The organism is Ruegeria sp. HKCCD8929 (assembly GCF_013031405.1).
In the GTDB taxonomy this organism is placed as follows: Bacteria; Pseudomonadota; Alphaproteobacteria; order Rhodobacterales; family Rhodobacteraceae; genus Ruegeria.
On record NZ_WPZY01000013.1, the window covers coordinates 24500 to 46221 of the forward strand.

Genomic DNA, 21722 nt, shown 5'->3' on the forward strand with positions numbered 1-21722 from the left:
ACGACGGGTTCAAGCACATAAACCAAGGTCCAATAGCCCCCAAATCAACCCAAGACCAATCGCATCACCGGCAGCACCCACCCAAGTCGCTGTCATCATCAACGCCAAACAGGAGATGCGAGATGAACACCCTCAAGACCCTCACCCTGACCTCTGCCATCATTGCCGTGCCCGCGCTGGCCTTTGCCGGGTTCGCCGTGGGCGACAAGCTGGGCACCGATGAGGCCGCGATCCGCGCCAAGCTCGAAGAACAGGGCTACACCGTTCAGGAAATCGAAGTGAAAGGCGACGAAATCGAGGTTGAAGTCCTCAAGGATGGCGTCGAAACTGAGCTGGAGCTGAGCCGGGCCGACGGCACGGTGACCGAGATCGAAACCGAGGAGGACTGAACCTCCTGACATCTGTTAAGGAGCCTCATGAGCAAATCGCATACGCTTTGGTTATGGCTCCTTCTGGTGGTGCAGGCGGCCTGCGCCACCTTTTTCGTGTTCGACGGCATAGTGGACTGGACCGGAGCAGCGGAGAGCCCGGGCTTTCGTCACATCCACGCCTTCGAGTTGGTTATCTCGCTGGCACTGGTCGGCGGGCTGGTGGCCACAGCGCTGCATATCCGCAGCCTGACCCTGCGCGGGCAGGAGATGCGGCGGCAACTGGACATCGCATCGGGGGCCTTTGCGCAGCTGATCGATACGCAGTTCACCGAGTGGGGGCTCAGCACCGCCGAGCGCGAGGTGGCGATGCTGGCGATCAAGGGGCTGTCGGTGGCCGATATCGCCGCCATGCGCCAGACCAAAGAGGGGACGATCAAGGCGCAATGCGCCTCGGTCTACCGCAAGGCCGGGGTCTCGGGTCGGTTGCAGCTTTTGAGCTATTTCATCGAGGAATTGGTCGCCGATCCGGTGCTGGTATCGCCTTCGAAATCCTGAATCCGGGAGGCCGCAGGCAGGGGTTCCCGCCTGCCGGGTAAGGAGCGGGCCGGCGGCCTGGGTTTATTCACTCACAAGCCTCAAATCATCCGTGACGCGAAGTGAACGGGCGGGCGCTTTATTTTGCCGCGCCCGCCACCAGATGTGCGCCATGCGATCCGCATTATCTGGAACAAGGACATATTCCCCATGATCTCCCGCCTCATTCTGGCCTCTGCCGCGTTGGCCCTGTCGGCCTCGGCCCTTTCGGCCCAAAGCCTGCCCGACGGCACCTATATTCAGGGTTTCGTCGGAGCCAACCAACTGCAGGACACCGATTTCTCCGGCACCATCGGCGGTGCCCCGCAATCGGTGGCTGGCGATTTCGACACCGGCTATGGGCTGGGCCTGGCCATCGGGCGCGAGATCCGGCAATGGTCGAACGGCAATATCGGCACCCGGATCGAGCTGGAGCTGTCCTATCGCGACAACGACGTGGACGGGCTGAACTTCTCGGGTAACGGCCCGGCGCCCGAGGTCAATGTGTCCGGCGATGTGGCCTCGACCTCGCTGTTTGCCAATGTGCTTTTTGACTTCAAACAGAGCGGTGCGTTCACCCCGTTTGCCGGGTTTGGTGTGGGTGCCACGCGCTCGGATCTGGATCTGGTCTATGGGCCCGGTGTCAGGATCGACGGGGACGATACCAGTTTCGGCGCGCAGGCAATTGCCGGGGTCGCGTATGAACTGAACCCGAGTACGGACGTGACGCTGGATGCGCGGTATTCCCGGGCCTTTGACGTCTCAAGCCCCCGGCTTGCTCCGAACGGATCGGTAACTGGCACAGTCGAGGATGATCTGGATACGTTCAGCCTCAACCTCGGTCTGCGTTTCAACTTCTGATCCCCCCGGGGAGGCGGTCATGTCCGGTTTCGCTTCCCCAGCATGACCCGGTGTTCTATGCACTGGGTCATGCGTTCTTTTGTCATCCACATGTCCACAAGTACTGCCCGCCGCGCCAACGCCGACGCGCTGTGTGCCGCGCTGCCCGAGGCCGAGTTGTTCGAGGCGGTGAACGGGCGCGACCCCGGACAGATCGCCGGGGTCGAGGCGTTTGGCGGCGACCTGCACCGGCCGCGTTACCCCTTTCCGCTCAGCCCGGCTGAAATCGGTGTGTTCGAAAGCCACCGGCGGATCTGGCGCAAGATGGTTGAGGAAGAGATCGACCTGGCGATCACCACCGAGGATGACCTGCAGATCGACCCCGACCGCTTTGCGGCAGCACTTGAGATGATCCAGACCCATGCCACCCCGGATCACTATATCCGGCTGCCGGTGAAACAGCGCGAGGCTCCGGCCCAGGTGTTGGTCGAACGGGATGGGCTGCGCCTGATCCTGCCCCGGGTGATCGGATTGCAATGTGTCTGTCAGGTCGTGGGCCGCAACGCAGCCGCGCGGCTGCTGGCGGCAACGGACCGGATCGACAGGCCAGTAGACACGCTCCTGCAAATGCACTGGATCACCGGGCAGCCGATCCATGCCTTGCAGGGGACCGGCAATCAGGAGGTCGCGGGGCAGATCGGAGGCTCAACAATTCAAAAGAAAACCCGCCCCGGCGAAGTGCTGGGACGGGAATTCAAGCGGGGTCTATACCGGCTACAACTGCACCGGCGCCCGCAGAGACCATGACGCGGCACGGTTGCCGCAGGGGGCCAAGCCGCTTGCAAGCGGCTTAAGCGGTTTTCAAACCGCTTGCTTCAAGGCGTTTGCAAACGCCTTGACCCCGGCCGCAATCGCGCGCCAGCATATCACTCGGGCGCCTTAGTCCGGCGCAGATAGGGGAAGATCGTTTCGAACTCGCCGAATTTCTCCTTGGCTTCCTCATTGCTGACTGCCGGCGGGATGATCACATCCTCGCCCGGCACCCAGTTTGCTGGCGTCGCCACACCCTTTGCGGTCATCTGCAAGCCATCGAGCGCCCGCAGGATCTCGGCAAAGTTCCGACCTACGGTCATCGGGTAGGTCATCGACAGCTTCAGCTGCTTATCCGGCCCGATGATAAAGACCGAGCGCACCGTGGCGCTGTCAGCAGGGGTGCGGCCATCGGGCAGGTAAGCCTCGGCGGGCAACATGTCGAACGCCTTGGACACGGCCAGCCCGTCATCGGCGATGATCGGGAAGCCGGGATTGGCGCCACCATAGCTTTCGATGTCCTTTTTCCATTTGCGGTGATCTTCGGCGCTGTCCACCGACACGCCGATCACCTTGGTATTGCGCTTGTCCCATTCGTCCGAAAGCTGAGCAACGGCCGAGAATTCAGTGGTGCAGACCGGGGTGAAATCCTTGGGGTGCGAGAACAGGATGGCCCAGCTGTCGCCGATCCAGTCGTGGAACTGGATCGTCCCCTGATCGGTTTCGGCGGTGAAATTCGGAACAGTATCGTTGATGCGCAAACCCATGGCTCGTCTCCTTTGGTGCTAAATCCGAGTCGTTCGGTCCTAACCTAATCGCTCAGCCGCAAGGTTACAGGGTCGGTGGCGAAGAACCATGACAAAACGCATGAAACCGGCATCTTTCCGAGTTTGGCCGGGCATCGGTAAAGCGAGTTGGCAGAATTTGATCAAATTGTTCGAGCGCCCCTTGCCGGATCTCACCCTTGGTGACAAAGTGACCGGGAAAACCGACCGTGCGGTCGAAAACCGGTCTGATCAGGAGTGGCAGACATGATCGAAAAGCGTGATTTCTATATCAATGGCCAGTGGGTCGCCCCGTCTCAATCCAGTGACTTTCAGGTCATCGACCCGTCGACCGAAGAGCCCTGCGCGGTAATCTCGCTGGGCGGGCAGGCCGACACCAATGCCGCCGTCGCCGCCGCCAAGGCCGCCCTGCCTGGTTGGATGGCCACCCCAGTCGAAGAGCGGATCGCGCTGGTCGAGAAGCTGGCCGACATCTACAAGACCAGGGGCGAGGATCTGGCGCAGGCCATGTCGGCCGAAATGGGCGCCCCCATCGACATGTCGCGTACCCAGCAGGTGGGCGCGGGTATCTGGCACCTCAAGAACTTCATCCGCGCCGCCAAAGCGTTTCCGTTCGAACGCCCCCTGGGCGATCACGCCCCTAACGACCGTATCATCCATGAGGCCGTGGGTGTTGCCGCGCTGATCACGCCGTGGAACTGGCCGATGAACCAGATCACGCTCAAGGTGGGCGCGGCTGCGATTGCGGGCTGTACGATGGTGCTGAAACCGTCGGAGCAGAGCCCGCTCAACGCGATGATCTTTGCCGAGATGATGGATGAGGCCGGATTCCCGCCCGGTGTCTTCAACTTGGTGAACGGCGACGGGGCGGGCGTCGGCAGCCAGCTTTCGGGCCACCCGGATGTGGATATGGTCAGCTTCACCGGCTCGACCCGCGCCGGGACCGCGATTTCCAAGAACGCTGCCGATACGCTCAAGAAGGTGCATCTGGAACTGGGCGGCAAGGGCGCCAACGTTGTGTTCGACGATGCCGACGAAAAGGCGGTCAAGCGCGGCGTGCTGCACATGATGAACAACACTGGTCAAAGCTGTAATGCCCCCAGCCGGATGCTGGTGCAGCGCGGTATCTACGACAAGGCGGTCGAGACCGCTGCCGAAGTTGCCAACATGGTCAGCGTCGGCAACGCGCTGGAGGAAGGCCGCCACATCGGCCCAGTCGTCAATGAGGTGCAGTGGGGCAAGATCCAGGACCTGATCCAGAAGGGTATTGACGAAGGCGCTCGCCTGGTTGCTGGCGGCACCGGGCGGCCCGAGGGGTTCAACAAGGGCTACTACGTCAAGCCCACTGTCTTTGCCGATGCCAACAACCAGATGACCATCGCGCGGGAAGAGATCTTTGGCCCGGTCCTGACCATGATCCCCTTCGGCACCGAGCAAGAGGCCGTCGAGATCGCCAATGACACGCCCTATGGTTTGACCAACTATGTGCAGACGCAGGACCCGGCCCGCGCCAACCGCATGGCACGTCAGCTGCGCTCGGGCATGGTCGAGATGAACGGTCAGTCCCGCGCGGCGGGTTCGCCCTTTGGCGGCATGAAACAGTCCGGCAACGGGCGCGAAGGCGGCACATGGGGGTTGGAGGACTTCCTTGAGGTCAAGGCCGTGGGCGGCTGGGCTGCGGAGTAATCCTTATCGCCAGGCAAAGTTCTGAAATGAGCAAACGGGCAGGTGCGGCTACCTGCCCGGTTCCGTCCGTCACTCAACGGTAATGGTGATCACGTCGGACACGATCGGGGTTGCGTGCGGCACGTGCCCGTGATCGCCGAGGACCAGCTGTAACGTGTGCGGACCCGGCGCCAGCTCCAGGGTGACCTCGGTCTGCCCACCGCCGAAATGCAGGTGGTTGTCGTCCGAGGGAATGCCGTATGACAGTTCATCGGCCCCGTCCTCTCCCTCACCCAACGCCGGGCGATCAATCAGCAAATGGTGGTGCCCGGTGTTTTCCTTTTCGGTGCCGGCGGGTGCAACGCCCATACCGTTCAGGCCGAACACGACGGTGACGGGTGATGTCACGGTGTCGCCGTCTGAAAGGTTAACGAAATAGACCTGCGCGTCGGGATTCGATGGCGTTTCGCCCCCAGCAAAAACAGGCGCCGAGAGCAGGCATGCGGCAATGGATGCAATCAAAATCCTCATGGGTTTCTCCCTCTTCAAACAAGCCTTTCGTAAACTAGCGCGTCGGGTCGCAAAGTCAGACAAGCGCCGCATCTCACCCGGTTTTGCCATTGATTCCGCAACCGGAATCCACGTTTTCGGCGTTTCCTGGACGCAAACGATCCGCATGAAATCCCCGATATTATCCCATCCCCGCCCCGTTTCCGCCCAGATTCCCGTCAAAGAATGAGGCCAACACGTGTAATTCCGAGGATGCGAGTATGGATCGACTTACCGAAATGGAGGCCTTCGCCAATGTGGTGGACCAGGGCGGCTTTACCGACGCCGCCAAGAAGATGGGCATTTCCAAGTCGGCTGTTTCCAAGCATGTGTCCAGCCTTGAGGCGCGCTTGGGCGCCCGTTTGCTGAACCGCACCACGCGCCGGGTGTCGCCGACTGAGATCGGTTTGGCCTATTATGACCGCGCGCGCCGGGTGCTGAACGACGCGGGCGAAGCGGATGCGCTGGTCACTTCAATGCAATCGGCGCCTTCGGGACTGTTGCGGATCAGCGTTGCCACCGATTTTGGCGTCAATCACCTGTCCCCGGTCCTGTCCCGGTTCCTGTCGGATTTCCCTGACATCACCGTCAACATGGTTCTCAACAACCGCTATGTGGAGCTGATTTCGGAAGGGTTCGACGTGGCTGTGCGGATCGGCGAGCTTGAGGACAGCACGCTGCGCGCGCGCAAGCTGACCGAGACGACGAAACGGATGGTCGCCTCACCGGAATACATCCAGAAATATGGCCGCCCGCAGCGGATCGACGACCTGAATGAGCACAAACTGCTGCATTATTCCAACCAGTCATCGGGCAGCGTGTGGAAGCTGACCGCGCCCTCGGGTGAAAAACGGCAGGTGCGGACGGCCGGATGGCTAAGCGTGAATGACGGCCAGTCCCTGCTGAATGCCGCGATTTCGGGGCTGGGGATCGCACATCTGCCCAGCTACCTCTATGCGGACGCGCTGAAGGCCGGGCTGGTCGAGGATGCGATGCCCACCCTTCCTGACGAAGTGCAGGGCATCTATGCCGTTTATCCTCCGGGCCGTTTCACCCAGCCCAAGGTCCGCGCGTTCATCGACTTTCTGGTCGAGTCCTTTGCGGAAAAAGGACCGATGGAGTGGTAACGGTAGCGTATTGAGAAAATTCTCCCTGAAACTAACGGCCCGCGCCTCGGCGCGGGTTTTCTTTTTGATCGGGGATGGATTCACCCCAACCTTTCGAATGACAGCGAACACATGCCCGTTTGCGCCATGGCGATGCTGAGTTCATCGCTCAGCACGGTCCAGAGCCGCTCCAACCCTTGCTCGCCTGCACCGGCCATTGCGTATTGCAGGATGCGCCCGAAGAATACGAAATCCGCGCCGCTGGCGAGGGCTTTCAAAGCATCCTCGCCCGAGCGGAGCCCGCTGTCGTAAAAAATGGGAAACTTCGCACCCAGTGCCTTTCGAACCTGCGGCAAAACCGAAAACGGCGCCGGAGCGCTGTCAAGTTGGCGGCCCCCGTGGCTGGACACCTGAATGGCATCGACACCGGCCGCTTTGAGCGCAAGTGCGTCCTCGACATCAAGCACACCCTTCACGACCAGATTGCCCGGCCACATGTCCCTGAGCCTGGCTAACGTGCTCCAATCCGCTTTCGCGCGGCTTTCCGTCCGGTCGAATTCGTACCCCTCCATCAGGAAGTTCGCCATTTGCGGCTTGCCATGAAACAACGTCGAGAGCGACCAGCGGGGGTGCATGGCAAAATCGAGAAACTGCCGGGGGCCGATGCGAAACGGCATTGTGAAGCCATGACGCAACTCACGCGGGCGGCGCCCAACCTCGGGCACGTCCACGGTCAGAACCAATGTCTCATATCCGGCTGCCCGGGCCCGTTCCACCAGCCGAAAGGTCCCGGACCCGTCGCCGCTGAAATAGAGCTGAAACCAGGCGTTTCCTTCCGCCACCTCGATCAACTCCTCCATGGGCGTCGAGGCAACGGTCGAAACCCCCAGCGGCACCGAATAGCGCGCGGCAAGGCGGGCCATCATCAGATCGGCGCCGGGGGTGGAGAGATTGCACATGCCCATGGGCGCAATCCCGAACGGACGTTGCGCGGGCTTGCCGAAAAGCTCGGTCGACAGCGATCTTGAACTCACATCCCGCAGGATGCGCGGGCGCAGCGTCATGTCGTCAAGCGCCGTACGGTTCCGGGTCGCTCCGGTCTCCGTGCCCGCAGCCCCGTCGATATAGTCAAACACCATCCACGGCAGACGCCGCCGCGCCAGGCGGCGGGCATCCTCAGTACTGTGAATGGCGCTTGCTGCCATCAGGCGCGGACGGCCTTCATGAACCGGTCCCGGATGACCACCGGGTCCATGGTGATCACCGGCATCTTGGCGTTGCCGCTGTCGCACTTGACCACGATCACATGCATCTTGCCGCTGGCGAGGGCCTTTTTCAGCACGTCGCCCGTATCTACATCGGGGCACTCGACGACGTTTTCGCAACCACAAGCCGCGGCGACCTTTGCCAGCGAAGTCTTCCTGCCCGCATATGTCGGCTGATCCCCGGTCGAGCCATACGAGCCGTTGTCGATGATCATCAGGATGTAGTTATCAGCCACGTTGTTGGCGATGGTCGGCAAGGTACCCATGTTGGTCAGGATCGAGCCATCGCCATCGATGACAACGACCGGTTTGGGCTGCGCCAGGGCGAGGCCCAGACCAATGCTCGACGCAAGACCCATGGTGCCCAGCATGTAGAAATTGGTTGGCTGATCGTCGATTGCGTGCAGTTCCTGACTGGGAATGCCGATATTGCAGACAACCAATTGGTCACGGAGGATCGGCGCGATCTCTTTAAGGATTTCAGAACGGATCATTGGTCGCCATAGCCTCCCCAGAAATTGGCATCGGTCAGGATCGCCACCGGTTTGTTGCACATGAATGTGTATTTCAGGATCATGTCCAGTTCTTCGACATCGGACTGTTTGTGAAAGTGGTAGGTGGGGATGTTCATCTGGGTCAGCAGCGCCTTGGTGTGCACCGCCATTTCCACCTGACAGGCCACCGGTTCACGCAGTTCCCCGCGATACGAGATCAGCATCGGCAACGGCATCCGGTAGTATTGGATCAGCGTGGCCAACGTGTTGATCGTCACACCGATGGCGGTGTTCTGCATGATGATCGCAGGACGTTTGCCCCCCATCCATGCCCCGGCACACAGCCCCATCCCCTCGTCTTCCTTGTTCGAGGGGATGTGAAAGATGTCGTCCCGTTCGTCGATTTCCGCAATCACCCCAGCCAGTTGCTTGCACGGGACGGTGGTTACGAACGAGATATCGTTGGCGACAAGATCATCGGCGATCTTCTTGTCGATATTCATATCTGACTTGCCTTCCTGTTTGAGCGCATGTCGCGCATTTTCCGAATTAGCTGCTGCGGTGGACATGCACGGCGCAGGATGCGTGCCGGACGACACGCGAGGCCGTGGAGCCCAGGAAATAGTCGGTGAGGCCCGGCTTGTGCGACCCGATCACGATGCAGTCGATGCCTTTGGCGTCCGCAAAATCGATGATCGAGCGCGACGTGTGACCTTTGACAATCTCGGGCCTGACATCCGGCAGGTCTTCCAGTTTTTTCTGCATCATCCGATGCGCCTGTTTGAAACCCTCTTTGACGGTGGCCTCGTCCAGATACACACTCACCGAGCCCTGCGGCGACTCGTAGACATGCAGGGCAATAATCTCGCCGTTGCTGGCGCAAAGCGCCTTTGCGACTTGCAGGGTGTGGCCCGAAATGTCGTGATCGAGCGCCATCGGGACGAGAATTCTGGTGTACATTTCTGCCTCCGTTGCCTGTTCAGTTGTGTCTACATCCACGGGGTCAACACGATTTTTGGCGCAGCGACCCTGCCCGCGCGCAGATCCTGAAATGCATCGGCACCATAGGCCAGCGAACGTTGTTCGAACCAGTCCAGCGGGCCAAGGCGGCCGTCGAAAATGGCCTGCGCCGTCTCGCGGAAATCCTCGGCAGTATAGGTATATGTACCGATGAACGTGATTTCCTGCAGCGTCATTTTTCGGATATCGAGCCCGCCGGTATCCTCACCCAGCCCCACATGAGCAATAACCCCCCCCGGCTGTGCAAGAGCCGAGGCCGCAGCACGGGTTACAGCATAGCCCACCGCGTCGATCACGATGGGGAATTGCCCTTCAGCTTCGGCCACCGCGTTCTGGCGGCACCGGTCCGCCAAAAACGTGCGCCGAATGTCGTTGGGCTCCACCACCGTGACATCGCGAACGCCCATCGCGCTCAGCGCCAGTGCCGCGGCAAGGCCTATGGCACCGCCGCCGATCACCAGCGCACGCTTGTCCAAATCCCGGTGCGCCGCCTCAAGCGCAAGCCGGGCCGCGTGCCAACTGACCGCCAGCGGCTCGGCTAAAGCTGCCTTGGCCAGGGGCACGTCGCCCGGAACCTCGACGAAATTGCGGTCAGGCACGGCCACAAATTGCGCAAATGCGCCCTCTCTTGGTGGCATCGAGATGATTTGCCGGTCCGGGCAGATATTCTCGCGCCCGCTCGCGCAGGCGCGGCAGCTTCCACAGGTGACCAGCGGATTGATCGTCACGCGCGTCCCATCGCGCGCGCCGCCAATCACGACGCCCGCAGCTTCGTGACCGAGGATCAGAGGCGCGGGCCTGCGTGCGTCATGGCCAAGATAGGCGTGCATGTCCGACCCGCAGATGCCGACCGCCTCGACGCGGATCAGATGCTCTCCGGCCTTCGGCCGCGCATCGGGAACCTCGCGAAACCCCAGATTCTCAACGCCGTCATACACAAGCGCCTTCATTTTGCGGTAAATCCCCCATCAACCATCAGAACCTGTCCGGTCACGTAATCGGACGCGGCTGAGCAGAGAAACAAGATCGGTCCATCGATATCCTCGACCCTGCCGTTACGCTGTATACATGTTTGCGCGGCATTTCGGGCAGACCGTTCGGGGTCGTCAAACACTGCCTGCGTCAGTTCGGTCGGGAAGAACCCAGGGCCAATCGCGTTCGCGGTTATGCCGAACCTCGACCAGGCTTCGGCCATCGCGCGGGTAAGCTGCGCCACACCCGCCTTTGAAGCGCCGTAAGCAATGCCGCCCGGAAAGGCCCGCGTCGTTTGCAGAGACGCGAAATTCACGATGCGCCCCCAACCTTTTTCCTTCATCGCCGGAACCATCAGTTGGCTGAGAAAGAACGGCGCGCTGAGGTTGAGCGCCAAAGTCTGATCCCAACCCTCTGTCGTGATCTCATCCGCCGGTTCGCGCGTGTTCACTCCAGCGGCATGAATGACGATGTCGGGCGCACCGAACTTTTCGGAAACCGAGTCCCGAAGGGCCTCAAGACCATCCCGGTCCGAGACATCGGCAACCACTGCAGCGGCACGACTGCCAATGTCGCCGCATAGCTGGTCCAATGCCTCTTTGCGCCGGGCCACGGCCACGACATTGGCCCCTGCCGCCGCCAGAACCTGAGCCACACGCCGCCCCAGACCGGAGCTTGCCCCGGTCACACAGGCCACGCGGCCAGTCAGGTCAAAAAGGCCCCGGGGATCATCCATCTGCGGTGAGGTCGAATTGTTCGTCGGGAAAGTATTTGGCAAGCCGCACATCTGCTGCACGCGCGTGCCCCTCCATTCCTTCCAGACGCGAGATACGCGCGGTCGCCTCGGCAATCGGTTTCGAGCCTTCGCGGGTGGCGCGCTGCCAGGTGACGATCTTCATGTATTTATGCACGCTCAGCCCGCCAGTATAGCTGGCCGCGCCGGATGTGGGCAGCACGTGATTGGTTCCGGTGGCTTTGTCTCCATAGGATACTGTGGTCTCTTCTCCCAGAAACAGAGAGCCATAGCAGGTCAGCCGATCCAGCCACCAATCCAGATCTGCGGCCTGAACCGTCAGATGTTCGGGCGCGTATTCGTCAGAACAGGCGGCCATTTCCTCGCGGTCCGAACAGACGATCACCTCGGCATAGTCACGCCACGCGGCAAAGGCATTGTCGCGGTTCAACTCGGGCAGATCGTCGATCAGTGCCGGCACCAGTTCCATGACTTTCTGGGCCAGGTCCCGGTCATCGGTCACCAGCCAGACGGGCGAGTTATACCCATGCTCGGCCTGACTGACCAAATCCGTTGCAACTACATGCGCGTCTGAGGTGGCATCCGCCAAAATCAGGCTGTCGGTCGGTCCCGCGATCATGTCGATGCCGACCTTGCCATAGAGAATGCGCTTGGCTTCGGCCACGAACTGATTGCCCGGCCCCACAAGGATATTGGCGCGGGGCAAGCCGAACAGTCCGTAAGTCATTGCGGCCACGCCCTGCACGCCGCCCATGGCCAGAATGCTGTCCGCGCCGCAGATATGCGCGGCATAGACAATCGCAGGCGCGACACCTTCCCCCGGGCGCGGGGGAGAGCAAGCGGTGATATGGCGGCATCCCGCAACCTTGGCCGTGGTGACAGTCATGATGGCACTTGCAACATGGCTGTAGCGCCCACCGGGGACATAACAGCCCGCCGCATCCACCGGGATCGCCTTTTGACCGGCGATAAATCCGGGCACGATCTCCGTCTGCACATCGGACACGGTCGCCTTTTGCGTTTCCGCAAACCGGCGCACATTGTCATGGGCAAACCGGATATCCGCTTTGAGCTTTTCGGGAACCAGCGCGCAGGCGGCCTCGATCTCGGCCGCGCTCATCAGCACATTGCCGTCATATTTGTCGAACTTGGCGGCGTATTCCTGCGCCTTGGCATCTCCGCCCGCCTCGATGTCGGCGAGAATGGTCTTGACCGTATCATGCACCTCCGTCGCGTGCGATTGCGCCGTCAGGGTCGCCTTTTTCAGATAGTCACGAGGCATATTCAGAAAATCCTACTGGTAGATTTCAGGTAGCAAGGTTGTCGAGACCGCTGGCAAGTAGGCGATCAGAAGAACCACGATCAGCATCGTTAATACAAAAGGCACGGCCCGGGCGGCAATTTTCAGAATCGACTCACCGGTAATGCCAGATACGACAAACAGGTTCAGACCCAGCGGCGGTGTGATAAAGCCAACGCCCAGCGCCGTGATCATCATGATGCAGAACTGGATCTCGTTCATGCCGATATTGTCGGCCAGCGGCTTCAGGATCGGCGCAAGGATCACGATGTTCGGGGTGGTTTCCATCACGCAGCCCGCAGCAATCAGGATGGCCACCATCAGCAGGATCAGAATGTAGGGATCGTCCGTCAGCGAGGTGACAGAGGTCACGAACCCCTGCGGCACGCCCATGATCGCCAGCGCTTCGGCCAGCGGGGCCGAGAATGCGATGATGGGCAGGATGACCCCGTTCACCTTGGCCGAACTCACCAGCATCGACGGAAAATCCGCCAGCGTCAGCGTGCGCAGGATGAAACCCATGGCTATGGTGACGACCACGGCCGTGGCGCCGGCCTCGGTCGGCGTCAGACGCCCCGAGAAAATACCGTAAAAGATGATACCCGGCACGATGAAGGCGTACCAGCCGGATTTCAGCGCGCTGCCCAGATTGCCCAGCCACTCGCCAGCGCTCATCATGCCGCCGCCTTCATAGGCGTAGAGCCGGTTCATGATGATATTCGTGACCAGGATCGAAACCAGGATCGCAAGACCGGGGATGAGCGCGGCCAGAAACAACGTCGAGGCAGAAATGCCCAGCACCAGGCCGATGATGATATAGGCGATAGACGGAGGGATCAGGATGCCGGTACACGCCCCGGCGGCGACCAGAGCACAGGCATAGGGGCGCGGATAGCCGCTTTCGACCAGACGGTTGATGGTCATGCGGCCCACAGCGGCGGCCCCCGCCGCGTCCGAGCCGGAGATGGCGGCGAACATGCCGCAGACCAGCACGGTCGCCGAACCGAAACCGCCCTTGGCGAAACAGGTCAGGGCCTCGGCCACATCCAGAAACTTGCGCGAGAGCCCAGTGCGCACCAGCACGTCGCCGGTCAAGATGAACAGCGGCACGGCGGTCAGAGCAAAGGCGTCAATGCCTGCAAACAGGCTTTCACCGACGAGGCTGAGCGGCAGGTCACCGGACATGATCAGCATGGTGATTGCCGCCGCCCCGATGGCCGCCCAGACGGGAACCGCCAAGGCAATCAGGGCCACGAACATGATCACCGGCAGATAGAAATCCCAGCCGAGTTCAACGGTTTGATTGAGCGAATTCCAAAGCATCCCGAACTCCCTTAATCAAACAGCTTGTCGCCTTCGAAGACGGGTTTGCCGTCTCGCAAAGCGATGAAATCACGACGAAAAGACTGAAGCAGGCGCCAGATCATCAGGGCAAATCCGGTCGGCACGGCCATCAGAAACCAGACCTTGGACACACGCAGACCATCGGTGACGGATCCGAACTTGGCCGAGACATGCACGGCCTCAAACGACCAATAGAGCGCGATGATCGCGACCACGAACATCACCAGATCGCCGAAGATATACAGCAGCGCCTTCGGGCGCGGCCCGAGATAGTGCATGATCACGTCGATGCGGATATGGGCGCGTTCCTTGACTGCGGCGGCGGCGCCGATCCATGCCAGATAGATGAACGAATAGCGCACGATCTCTTCGCCCCAGATCGACGAATAGGCAAACAGTTCGCGCCGCACCACTTCGATGGCCATCGTGATGACCAGCATCACGTAGAACACCAAAAGCAGCCATCGTTCGGCATTGCGGTCGACTTTGCGCAAAACGCTCATCTCTTACCCCAGAGTTTGGCAGCACACCGCACGCCAGCCGAAAGCTGACCCGCAGGTCGTAAAGCAAATGTCAGAGAGAACGGGCACCGGACCGGTGCCCGCTCGGGATTGTCACGCGTCGTGGACGTAATATTTGCCCTGCGTGCCGGCCGCCTCTTCCAGCTTGGCAAAGGCATCCATGGAACCGGCGAGTTCGGTTTTGAACTCATCCCATTCCGGGCGCTGGTAACCGCCGGCTTCCTGCCATTCTCCCAGCTGATCTGCGCTCAGGGAATGGAACTCCACACCGGCCTTGGTCAGTTCCGCCATCGCATAGGCGCGTGCCGAGGGCACCTTGGACAGGTTCTGATGCGCGGTCATTTCCGAGCCCCACATGATTCCGTCCTGCACGTCCGCCGGCATCGAGTTGAACCATTCCAAGTTGCACGAATAGACCTGACTGTCCGGCACCGCCTGCGTGAACGTCACGTGGCTGAGAATGTCTTTGAATCCAAAGACATAAAGCGCGCCTACCGACGGGTCGAGCGCATCGGCCACACCCTGCTTGATTGCGGACGGAGTTTCACCCCAGGCCACCGGCGTCGGGTTGGCGCCAACCATCCGGTAATATTGCTGCAACATCTTCGATCCAGGCACGCGGAATTTCACGCCCGACAGATCGCTCGGGCTGAGCACGGCCCCGGCACCGCCCTTGCGCACGGCCACCACGCGCGGGTCGATATTGACATAGAACAACGCCTTGAACCCGTTGGCCTCGATCTTTGGATGCACCTCTGCATTCCAGTAATCCGAGGTCACAAGGTTGGTGAACCGCTGATTTGAGCCACACAGATAGGGCATGTTGATCAGATCGACCGTGGACGCAAAAGGCGCGAAGTTCGACAGCGAGTGCTGCGCCGCCTGAATAGTGCCGCCCTGCACCTTTTGAACCAGCGAACCACCGGCGCCGAGCTGACCGCCTGGTGCAAGCTTGACATAGACCTTGCCGTTCGTTGCGTTCTGAATGTTCTCCTTGAGGTCCAGCTGCATGATCGGATAGCTGCGCGAGGCGCCCAGAACGTAGGCGGTCGCGATCGTCATGACGTGCTCGGCGGCCTTCTCGCGCTCACGCTCCTCCTTGGCGGTTTGCGCTGCGGCCTCGGAAGACCAAAGCACGCCGCCCGCGCCTGCAACCAGTGCCGCCGTGAACGCCCCTGAGGCGCTGAGCTTTAGAAAATTACGGCGCTCTGCCGAGGCGAGATCTTTCTTGTCGTTGTCCATCAATTGCCCTCCCATTGGACAAATCAGCTTCCGTCGTTGTTTTTGCGGTCAGCTTCCTTCTTCAGAATTGCGACAACGAACAGGATCGACGCCGCGAACAGAACCAACATTTCGCCCACATCGCCCAAGAACGCGCTGTTCGCGAATGCACCCAGGGCAACGTTTGCGAAGTAAATTGCAAACACGGCAACGGACGCGACGAGAAACATTGGCAAGGCTCCTGCGGGAATCGGCTCATTCACCTTTGTAAGCGCTTACATTGATAATGCAAGCGCTTACATTGCAAGGTGTCCAAATACTCGCATTGGTGCTAAGGATTAAGCGAAACCGATTTGCGAGATTGGGAATGTCGAATATGCGGTCAGCACCTACTCTGGACGACGTTGCCAAAAAGGCCGGGGTGTCCACGGCGACGGTCTCGCGCTGCCTGAACGCGCCTGACAGGGTGGTCGAGGCCACGCGCAAGCGCGTGATGTCCGCTGTTGAAACGCTGGGATACACGCCCAATTTCGCGGCACGGGTGATGGCCGCCAAGCGAACCTTCACCATCGGCGCGATCATCCCGACGATGGAAAACGCGATCTTTGCACGGGGTCTGCAGGCATTTCAGGAAGAGCTGCACCGAAGGGGATACACGCTGCTGGTTTCAAGTTCCGCCTACAAGCCCGACGTCGAGGAAGAGCAGATCAGAACCCTGGTCGCGCGTGGCGCGGACGGGCTGCTGTTGATCGGCCATGATCGCGATCCCAAGATCTACGAGTATCTCGAGCGTCAGAAAACGCCCGCACTGGTCGCCTGGTCCTTCATTCCCGACGCCCGCACGCCTTCTATCGGGTTCAGCAACCGGGATGCGATGTTTGCCCTTGCGCAAGAGGTGATCAGGCTCGGCCATACCCGGATCGGGATGATCTCCGGCATCAGTCAGGGCAATGATCGCGCGCGATTGAGGATCAAGGGTGTCAAGGATGCGCTGGCGGCAAACGGGCTGCCCCCGGAGGCGCTGTCCGTGATCGAAACATCCTATGAGATCGAGAGCGGGGCCGACGCCTTTGCCGGTTTGATGTCCGGCGGTCCGTCGCCAAGTGTTGTGCTGTGCGGGAACGATGTGTTGGCGGCAGGCGCGCTTCGCAAGGCGCTCCAGCTTGGGATGCGCGTTCCCGAGGATGTTTCAATCACCGGTTTCGACGACATCGAACTGGCCCGGATCGTCAGTCCGGCGCTGACGACCGTGCACGTCCCACATCGGGAAATGGGGCTTCGGGCTGCTTGCGGGCTGGTTGACATGGTCGAGCGCAAGACAGCCGCAGCCTCGATCAATCTTGAGACGGAGATCAAGATGCGCGCATCGCTTGGCCCATGCCCGAAGTGACATAGGCCCGTTTGCAAGGATCACGGTAGGGGCGCAGTGGTCAGAAGGTTTCGACCCAGGGCCGTAAGGTCAACTCGTTCGACCAGGTCGAGCGGTCCTGATGGATCAGGTGCATGTATTCCCGAGCAATGGCGCCCGGATCGAGCATGCTGTCGGGATGGTCCGCCGCCTCGGTCCGCTCGGGCCGCGCGACATTGCGGATGCCACCGTCGATATTGATCCAGACGACGTGAATGCCCTTGGGGTGCAACTCACGCGCCATGGATTGCGCCAACCCGCGCTGGGCGAATTTGCCCATCGCGAAGGGCGCGGAATGGGCAAATCCCTTCACACCCGCCGACGCTCCGGTGAACAGGATAGTGCCGCGCCGACCGTTTTCGAGCGGTTGGTCCAACATGCGCCGCGCCGCTGCCTGCCCCAGCAGAAACGCACCATGCGCCGTCACCTCGACCGCCTTGCGAACGGTTTCGGGATCCAGCTCGATCAGCGGGCCCCTCTGCCGGGCGGACGGGTTGTAACAGGCCACGCGCAATTCACCGGGCAGGTTGGCAACCAGATCGGCCATACCCTCGGCGTCGGTACCATCCAACTGGTGCAGGGTGGCGTCAGTCTCAGCAGCAAACCCGGCCAGATCCGAGGTGTCACGGGCCGTCAGGTGCAGGGCGTACCCCGCCCCTGCCAACTCGCGTGAAAACGAGGCCGAAAGTCCAGCACCCACACCGACGATCAGAGCGGTTGGTTTCGGTTGCGAGTCTGCCATGGCTCCATCCTCCCTCAGGTTATGACAGGAGATGCGCCGCAGTCGCGGAACGTCAAGAGAGGGCTAACGGCTGCCAAGCAGTACCGCCTCGACCCGGCGGTTTGCCTCGCGCCCTTCAGCGGTGCTGTTCGAGGTGCGCGGCGCCAGATAGCCGACGCCCCGCGCCTCGATCCGTTCGCCGTCCACGCCATGTGCCTCGATCAGACGGGCGCGCACTGCTTCGGCCCGGCGGCGGCTGAGGGCGATGTTTCCTTCGAGCGTGCCCACATCATCGGTGTGACCGACCAGAGCCACCCGCAGCTTGGGGTCCTCATCCAGCAGACCGGCCAAAGTGGCGAGCGAAGCAAACTGTCCTTCGCCCAATGCAGCGGCGCCAGAACCGAACACCAGATCGTCCAGAATGGCCCGACCATCCCGATGCAACTCCGCCAGCAACCCTTCGGACCCCGAGGCGGTTTCCGTCACCACCAGCGGCACATGGTCATCGCTGCCATTCGGGATTACCCGGATGAGCTGAATATAGGCGTCAGGCGGGTTGCGGCTGACCAAGAGGCTCAGCGCCTCGTCCCCCCGCATGGCCGAGACAAAACGGTAGTCGCGGATCGCCACATACATGTCCGGGTTGGGCACCACCTCGGTTCCGAAACGGAAATCGAAGCCGCCGCATTGGCGGGCCTCGCAGTCGAGCAGGATCTCATAGCCCTGCGCCTCGATCTGTTCACGCAGCGGCGCCAGCACCTGCAACGTGGTGCGCGACCCGGCCTGCACCCGCCATGTGCGCCGCTCGATACGACCCTCGATCGTGCGGGCGGGAACCGCATTGCCCGTGAAGACACCAACCGGCAGGTCGTAGCTGTCCAGAGCACTGATCCGCTCGGTCAGTTGCCGCGCGCCGCCGGGAAGGCTCAGCTCCTGCGCCAAAGCAGGGCCAGCCGCCAGCGCGGCGCAGAGGGCAAGTTGCCGGATCATCGGAACTGGGCGTGATATTCGTCGTTGGGCACCATGGCGGTGGCGCTGGCGACCCGGTTGGACATGTTGAAGAACCCGGCCACATTGGCAATGTCCCAGATGTCGCGGTCGGTAAAGCCCACATCGCGCAGGCGCTGTCGGTCGGGTTCCTCGATCGCGGCGCTGGCGGTGGTCATCTTGGCGGCGAAATCCAACATCGCCCGCCGCCGCGCATCAAGTGGTGCCACGCGGTAGTTCATCACCAGCATCTCGCCCAACTGCGGATCGCCCGACAACTGCCGCACCGCTGCCCCATGCGCCACAAGGCAGTAGAAGCATTTGTTGATCGACGAGACCACCACGGCGATCATCTCGCGTTCGAGCTTGCTGAGCCCGCTATCGGCCAGCATCAGGTCGTTATACATCCCGGTGAATGCGTTCAGCTTGTCGATATCGAATGCATTGGCCTTAAGGACGTTCGGCACCATCCCCAGCTTTTCGACGCAGATATCGAAGTACTTCTGCGTCTCGGGCGGCAGCGGGTCCACCATCGGCAAATCCAGCGCGGTGGGCTGTGTGTGATCGGTCACGACTGTCTCTCTCCCCTCAGACAAGCTGGCGATAGTGGTACGCTCCGATGATTTCCATCCCTAGAGAGCGGTAGAGCGCGTTGGCGCCCTCATTCGCCTTGGTACAGATCACGCTAAGGGTCTCGGCTCCGTTGTCCAGCGCCCAAAAGGCCGCGCCGCGCATGGCCCACTGGCCCAGACCCTGCCGGCGCTGCGCGGGCAGGGTTTCCAGCGCGTGCACCATGGCGACACCGTCGTGGATCGCGACAAAGCCGGTGCCGCCGGGCTTGTCCCTGTGCCGCAGCAGCAACCCGGTCTTGGGACCTTGAGCGCGCTCCATCACCGCCAATCGTTCCGGGCCGATGCCGCCCTGCGCCCAGATCTCGCGCATGATCGCCAGCGGCTCCCACAGAGTGAACACGGTAACGCGGGGGACTTCCAGATCGGTGAGCTGTTTGGACGGGCAGGCATAGATGTTGACCGGGTCGAGGATCTTGTAACCGCGCGCGGCAAGCTGCGCGTCCAGAGCCTCATCCCCGGGACGCAGCATGAAGATGCGTTTCTGCCCCATGGCCAGCATCGCCGCCTCGGCCGCCTCGATATCGGCTTCGGTCGCGGGTGCCAGCCCGGTGGCGGCAGAGACGCGAGAGCCACCGCCACGCCCCTCGCGTAGCAGAAACGGCCCGCACCGCTCATATCGCGCGGCAGGCCAGGTGCCATCGACCACGTCGAACCAGTTCGGGCTCAAAGCGCCAGTTCCTTCGCCAGACGAGTCATGGCGGCATCCACCTTCGCGCCCTCGGTTCCCCGGATCACCACGTTGGCCCCATACGCGCCGTTCTCCTGAAACGGGTAGCATCCAATCGAAAGGTCATCAAAATCCGATGCCAGCGCCGATAGCATGGCCGCAATATCGCCCTCGCCCCGATTCACCCGCAGCGTCTGCGACAAGAGCGGCGCGCCGCCGGTCAGCGTCGGCAGCACGCTGGCTACCATCGCCTGAAAGATATTGGGCACCCCGGCCATCACATGCACGTTGCGCAGGGTGAAACCGGGCGCGGTTGAGACCGGGTTCTCGATCAGCGTGGCACCTTCCGGGATGCGCGCCATGCGCAGGCGGGCCGCGTTCAGCTCCAGCCCGGTCTTGTCGTAATGCGCCTCAAGAAGCGCCCGGGCGTCGTCGCGCACATCGAGATGCGCGCCGAAGGCCCGCGCGATGCAATCGGCGGTGATGTCGTCATGGGTCGGCCCGATCCCGCCGCTGGTGAAAACATGAGTATAGGCCGCAGAAAGCGCGCTGACCGCCGCCTCGATCGCTTCGGCGTCATCGCTGACGATGCGCACCTCTTTCAGGTCGATGCCATGCTTGGTCAGTTCTCCGGCCAGAAAGTGCATATTTGCATCGCGGGTGCGGCCCGACAGGATTTCATCCCCGATCACGAGCATTGCGGCGGTTGGATTGGCCATGGCACCCTCATCTCTTGAACGACCCCTTGCGCAGGTATAGGCCTGAGCTCATGCGCTTTCAAACCCCTCTTGTTCCCGCCCGCCTGATCCGCCGCTACAAACGCTTTCTGGCTGACTGTACGCTGGAGGACGGGCGCGAGGTCACGGCGCATTGTGCCAATCCAGGCAGCATGATGGGCCTGGCCGAGCCGGGGATGCGGATCTGGCTGGAGCCGAACGACGATCCGAAGAAGAAGCTGAAATATGGCTGGCGGCTGGTCGATCACGAGAATGGGCATTTTACCGGGGTCGATACATCGGTCCCCAACAAGGCGCTGCGGACCGCGCTGGAAAACGGCGAGATCGCTGAACTGGCCGCGTACAAGACGGTGCGGACCGAGGTGAAATACGGCCAGGGCAGCCGCATCGACTTTCTGCTGACCCAGCCGGGCCTGCCCGATGCCTATGTCGAGGTCAAAAGCGTCACCCTATCTCGCCAACCCGGTCTGGCCGAGTTCCCCGACAGCGTGACCGCGCGTGGGACCAAACATCTGGGCGAGCTGGCGGCGATGGCGGCCGAAGGGCACCGGGCGATCATGCTCTATCTGGTGCAGCGCACGGATTGTCACCGGTTTGCTTTGGCGGCGGATATCGACGCGGCCTATGCGGCGGCGTTTGAGACGGCCAAGGCGCAGGGTGTCGAAAGACTGGTCTTCAGCACTCAGATATCACCGGACGAGGTACGGGTGGATGTAACTGTCAATTCGAATGTCAGCTAGGATCATCTTGTGTCCTTTGCGAGTGTGATGGAGAGTTGCGCGAACTAAACTCGCCGAACCAATAAACAAAAAATGCGCGCCAACACTCAGAGCATCCAGATTGAATTTTGCAAAACTGTGGGGGTCCCGCCATACAAAACCCCGCTTGAGCACAAAGTTGGGATATCCCAATCGGCTCTTGACAGTGAATTGCCTCTGAGTGGCTTACGACATCTGGATGTTAACGAAACCACAGGCTGG

27 protein-coding genes are annotated in these 21722 nt (G+C 61.3%); 9 read left to right on the top strand and 18 right to left on the bottom strand.

The features are described from left to right. Positions 1 to 122: 122 nt before the first annotated feature. The 4 genes from GOX53_RS18270 to GOX53_RS18285 all read left to right on the top strand — a co-directional run bounded on the left by GOX53_RS18270 (position 123) and on the right by GOX53_RS18285 (position 2591). Positions 123 to 389, top strand: a complete 267-nt coding sequence (locus GOX53_RS18270; protein WP_171178840.1) for a PepSY domain-containing protein — start codon at positions 123 to 125, stop codon at positions 387 to 389. A gap of 27 nt (positions 390 to 416) precedes the next feature. Further along, positions 417 to 926: a helix-turn-helix transcriptional regulator gene (locus tag GOX53_RS18275; protein WP_171178842.1), complete on the top strand. Its 510-nt coding sequence runs from the start codon at positions 417 to 419 to the stop codon at positions 924 to 926. Between the two features lie 189 nt (positions 927 to 1115). Continuing rightward, positions 1116 to 1805: an outer membrane protein gene (locus GOX53_RS18280; RefSeq protein WP_171178844.1), complete on the top strand. Its 690-nt coding sequence runs from the start codon at positions 1116 to 1118 to the stop codon at positions 1803 to 1805. 69 nt (positions 1806 to 1874) lie between these two features. After that, positions 1875 to 2591, top strand: coding sequence for a glycosyltransferase family 25 protein (locus GOX53_RS18285; RefSeq protein ID WP_171178846.1), 717 nt, complete (start codon positions 1875 to 1877; stop codon positions 2589 to 2591). Positions 2592 to 2710: 119 nt separating this feature from the next. On the opposite strand, the gene GOX53_RS18290 is transcribed toward GOX53_RS18285, so the two are convergent. Beyond that, complete coding sequence (locus GOX53_RS18290; protein ID WP_171178848.1) at positions 2711 to 3361, bottom strand: peroxiredoxin; 651 nt, start codon at positions 3359 to 3361, stop codon at positions 2711 to 2713. Between the two features lie 88 nt (positions 3362 to 3449). Here GOX53_RS18290 and GOX53_RS18295 point away from each other — a divergent pair, with 88 nt between their 5' ends. Continuing rightward, the gene (locus GOX53_RS18295) at positions 3450 to 3629 is read left to right on the top strand and encodes a hypothetical protein (RefSeq protein ID WP_171178850.1); all 180 of its coding nucleotides are present in this window, start codon (positions 3450 to 3452) and stop codon (positions 3627 to 3629) included. Then, positions 3626 to 5065: an aldehyde dehydrogenase family protein gene (locus tag GOX53_RS18300; protein WP_171178851.1), complete on the top strand. Its 1440-nt coding sequence runs from the start codon at positions 3626 to 3628 to the stop codon at positions 5063 to 5065. Before GOX53_RS18295 ends, GOX53_RS18300 begins: the two co-directional genes overlap by 4 nt. Before the next feature lie 69 nt (positions 5066 to 5134). Here GOX53_RS18300 and GOX53_RS18305 read toward each other — a convergent pair whose 3' ends face one another. Then, entirely contained in the window at positions 5135 to 5575 is a 441-nt protein-coding gene (locus GOX53_RS18305) for a DUF4399 domain-containing protein (RefSeq protein WP_171178854.1), read from the bottom strand. Positions 5576 to 5814: 239 nt separating this feature from the next. Between GOX53_RS18305 and GOX53_RS18310 the strand changes: the two genes are divergently transcribed. Beyond that, a complete protein-coding gene (locus GOX53_RS18310; protein ID WP_171178856.1) occupies positions 5815 to 6720 on the top strand; it encodes a LysR family transcriptional regulator in 906 nt (301 codons plus the stop codon). An 80-nt stretch (positions 6721 to 6800) separates the two neighbouring features. Here GOX53_RS18310 and GOX53_RS18315 read toward each other — a convergent pair whose 3' ends face one another. From GOX53_RS18315 to GOX53_RS18365, 11 genes are all read right to left on the bottom strand, one after another. Then, positions 6801 to 7904: an alpha-hydroxy acid oxidase gene (locus GOX53_RS18315; protein WP_171178857.1), complete on the bottom strand. Its 1104-nt coding sequence runs from the start codon at positions 7902 to 7904 to the stop codon at positions 6801 to 6803. Continuing rightward, complete coding sequence (comE, locus tag GOX53_RS18320) at positions 7904 to 8458, bottom strand: sulfopyruvate decarboxylase subunit beta (RefSeq protein WP_171178859.1); 555 nt, start codon at positions 8456 to 8458, stop codon at positions 7904 to 7906. Before comE ends, GOX53_RS18315 begins: the two co-directional genes overlap by 1 nt. Then, a complete protein-coding gene (gene comD / locus GOX53_RS18325; RefSeq protein ID WP_171178862.1) occupies positions 8455 to 8961 on the bottom strand; it encodes a sulfopyruvate decarboxylase subunit alpha in 507 nt (168 codons plus the stop codon). The genes comE and comD overlap by 4 nt, the downstream gene beginning before the upstream one ends. Before the next feature lie 46 nt (positions 8962 to 9007). Next, complete coding sequence (locus tag GOX53_RS18330; protein WP_171178863.1) at positions 9008 to 9418, bottom strand: universal stress protein; 411 nt, start codon at positions 9416 to 9418, stop codon at positions 9008 to 9010. 29 nt (positions 9419 to 9447) lie between these two features. Continuing rightward, on the bottom strand, positions 9448 to 10428 hold the full coding sequence (locus GOX53_RS18335; protein WP_171178865.1) for an alcohol dehydrogenase catalytic domain-containing protein: 981 nt from the start codon (positions 10426 to 10428) through the stop codon (positions 9448 to 9450). Continuing rightward, positions 10425 to 11186 carry an SDR family NAD(P)-dependent oxidoreductase gene (locus GOX53_RS18340; protein WP_171178867.1) on the bottom strand — a complete coding sequence of 254 codons (762 nt, stop codon included), beginning with the start codon at positions 11184 to 11186 and terminating at the stop codon, positions 10425 to 10427. Before GOX53_RS18340 ends, GOX53_RS18335 begins: the two co-directional genes overlap by 4 nt. Beyond that, complete coding sequence (gene hisD / locus GOX53_RS18345; protein ID WP_171178869.1) at positions 11179 to 12486, bottom strand: histidinol dehydrogenase; 1308 nt, start codon at positions 12484 to 12486, stop codon at positions 11179 to 11181. The genes GOX53_RS18340 and hisD overlap by 8 nt, the downstream gene beginning before the upstream one ends. A 12-nt stretch (positions 12487 to 12498) precedes the next feature. Further along, positions 12499 to 13827, bottom strand: coding sequence for a TRAP transporter large permease (locus tag GOX53_RS18350; RefSeq protein WP_171178871.1), 1329 nt, complete (start codon positions 13825 to 13827; stop codon positions 12499 to 12501). Between the two features lie 11 nt (positions 13828 to 13838). After that, positions 13839 to 14351, bottom strand: coding sequence for a TRAP transporter small permease (locus GOX53_RS18355; RefSeq protein WP_171178873.1), 513 nt, complete (start codon positions 14349 to 14351; stop codon positions 13839 to 13841). A gap of 111 nt (positions 14352 to 14462) precedes the next feature. Further along, the gene (locus GOX53_RS18360) at positions 14463 to 15611 is read right to left on the bottom strand and encodes a TRAP transporter substrate-binding protein (protein ID WP_171178874.1); all 1149 of its coding nucleotides are present in this window, start codon (positions 15609 to 15611) and stop codon (positions 14463 to 14465) included. Positions 15612 to 15634: 23 nt separating this feature from the next. Continuing rightward, a complete protein-coding gene (locus GOX53_RS18365; protein WP_171178875.1) occupies positions 15635 to 15820 on the bottom strand; it encodes a hypothetical protein in 186 nt (61 codons plus the stop codon). A 137-nt stretch (positions 15821 to 15957) separates the two neighbouring features. Here GOX53_RS18365 and GOX53_RS18370 point away from each other — a divergent pair, with 137 nt between their 5' ends. Beyond that, on the top strand, positions 15958 to 16980 hold the full coding sequence (locus GOX53_RS18370; RefSeq protein WP_171178877.1) for a LacI family DNA-binding transcriptional regulator: 1023 nt from the start codon (positions 15958 to 15960) through the stop codon (positions 16978 to 16980). A gap of 40 nt (positions 16981 to 17020) precedes the next feature. Here GOX53_RS18370 and GOX53_RS18375 read toward each other — a convergent pair whose 3' ends face one another. The 5 genes from GOX53_RS18375 to GOX53_RS18395 all read right to left on the bottom strand — a co-directional run bounded on the left by GOX53_RS18375 (position 17021) and on the right by GOX53_RS18395 (position 20724). Further along, positions 17021 to 17740 carry an SDR family NAD(P)-dependent oxidoreductase gene (locus GOX53_RS18375; RefSeq protein ID WP_171178878.1) on the bottom strand — a complete coding sequence of 240 codons (720 nt, stop codon included), beginning with the start codon at positions 17738 to 17740 and terminating at the stop codon, positions 17021 to 17023. A 63-nt stretch (positions 17741 to 17803) separates the two neighbouring features. Next, a complete protein-coding gene (locus GOX53_RS18380; RefSeq protein ID WP_171178881.1) occupies positions 17804 to 18709 on the bottom strand; it encodes an OmpA family protein in 906 nt (301 codons plus the stop codon). After that, positions 18706 to 19278 carry a peroxidase-related enzyme gene (locus GOX53_RS18385; RefSeq protein WP_171178883.1) on the bottom strand — a complete coding sequence of 191 codons (573 nt, stop codon included), beginning with the start codon at positions 19276 to 19278 and terminating at the stop codon, positions 18706 to 18708. The genes GOX53_RS18380 and GOX53_RS18385 overlap by 4 nt, the downstream gene beginning before the upstream one ends. 16 nt (positions 19279 to 19294) lie before the next feature. Then, positions 19295 to 20005 (bottom strand): GNAT family N-acetyltransferase, encoded by a 711-nt coding sequence (locus GOX53_RS18390; protein ID WP_171178885.1) that lies wholly within the window; start codon positions 20003 to 20005, stop codon positions 19295 to 19297. Further along, positions 20002 to 20724: a molybdopterin-binding protein gene (locus tag GOX53_RS18395; RefSeq protein ID WP_171178886.1), complete on the bottom strand. Its 723-nt coding sequence runs from the start codon at positions 20722 to 20724 to the stop codon at positions 20002 to 20004. Before GOX53_RS18395 ends, GOX53_RS18390 begins: the two co-directional genes overlap by 4 nt. 50 nt (positions 20725 to 20774) lie before the next feature. Here GOX53_RS18395 and sfsA point away from each other — a divergent pair, with 50 nt between their 5' ends. Continuing rightward, complete coding sequence (gene sfsA, locus GOX53_RS18400; protein ID WP_171178887.1) at positions 20775 to 21482, top strand: DNA/RNA nuclease SfsA; 708 nt, start codon at positions 20775 to 20777, stop codon at positions 21480 to 21482. Positions 21483 to 21722: the final 240 nt, after the last annotated feature.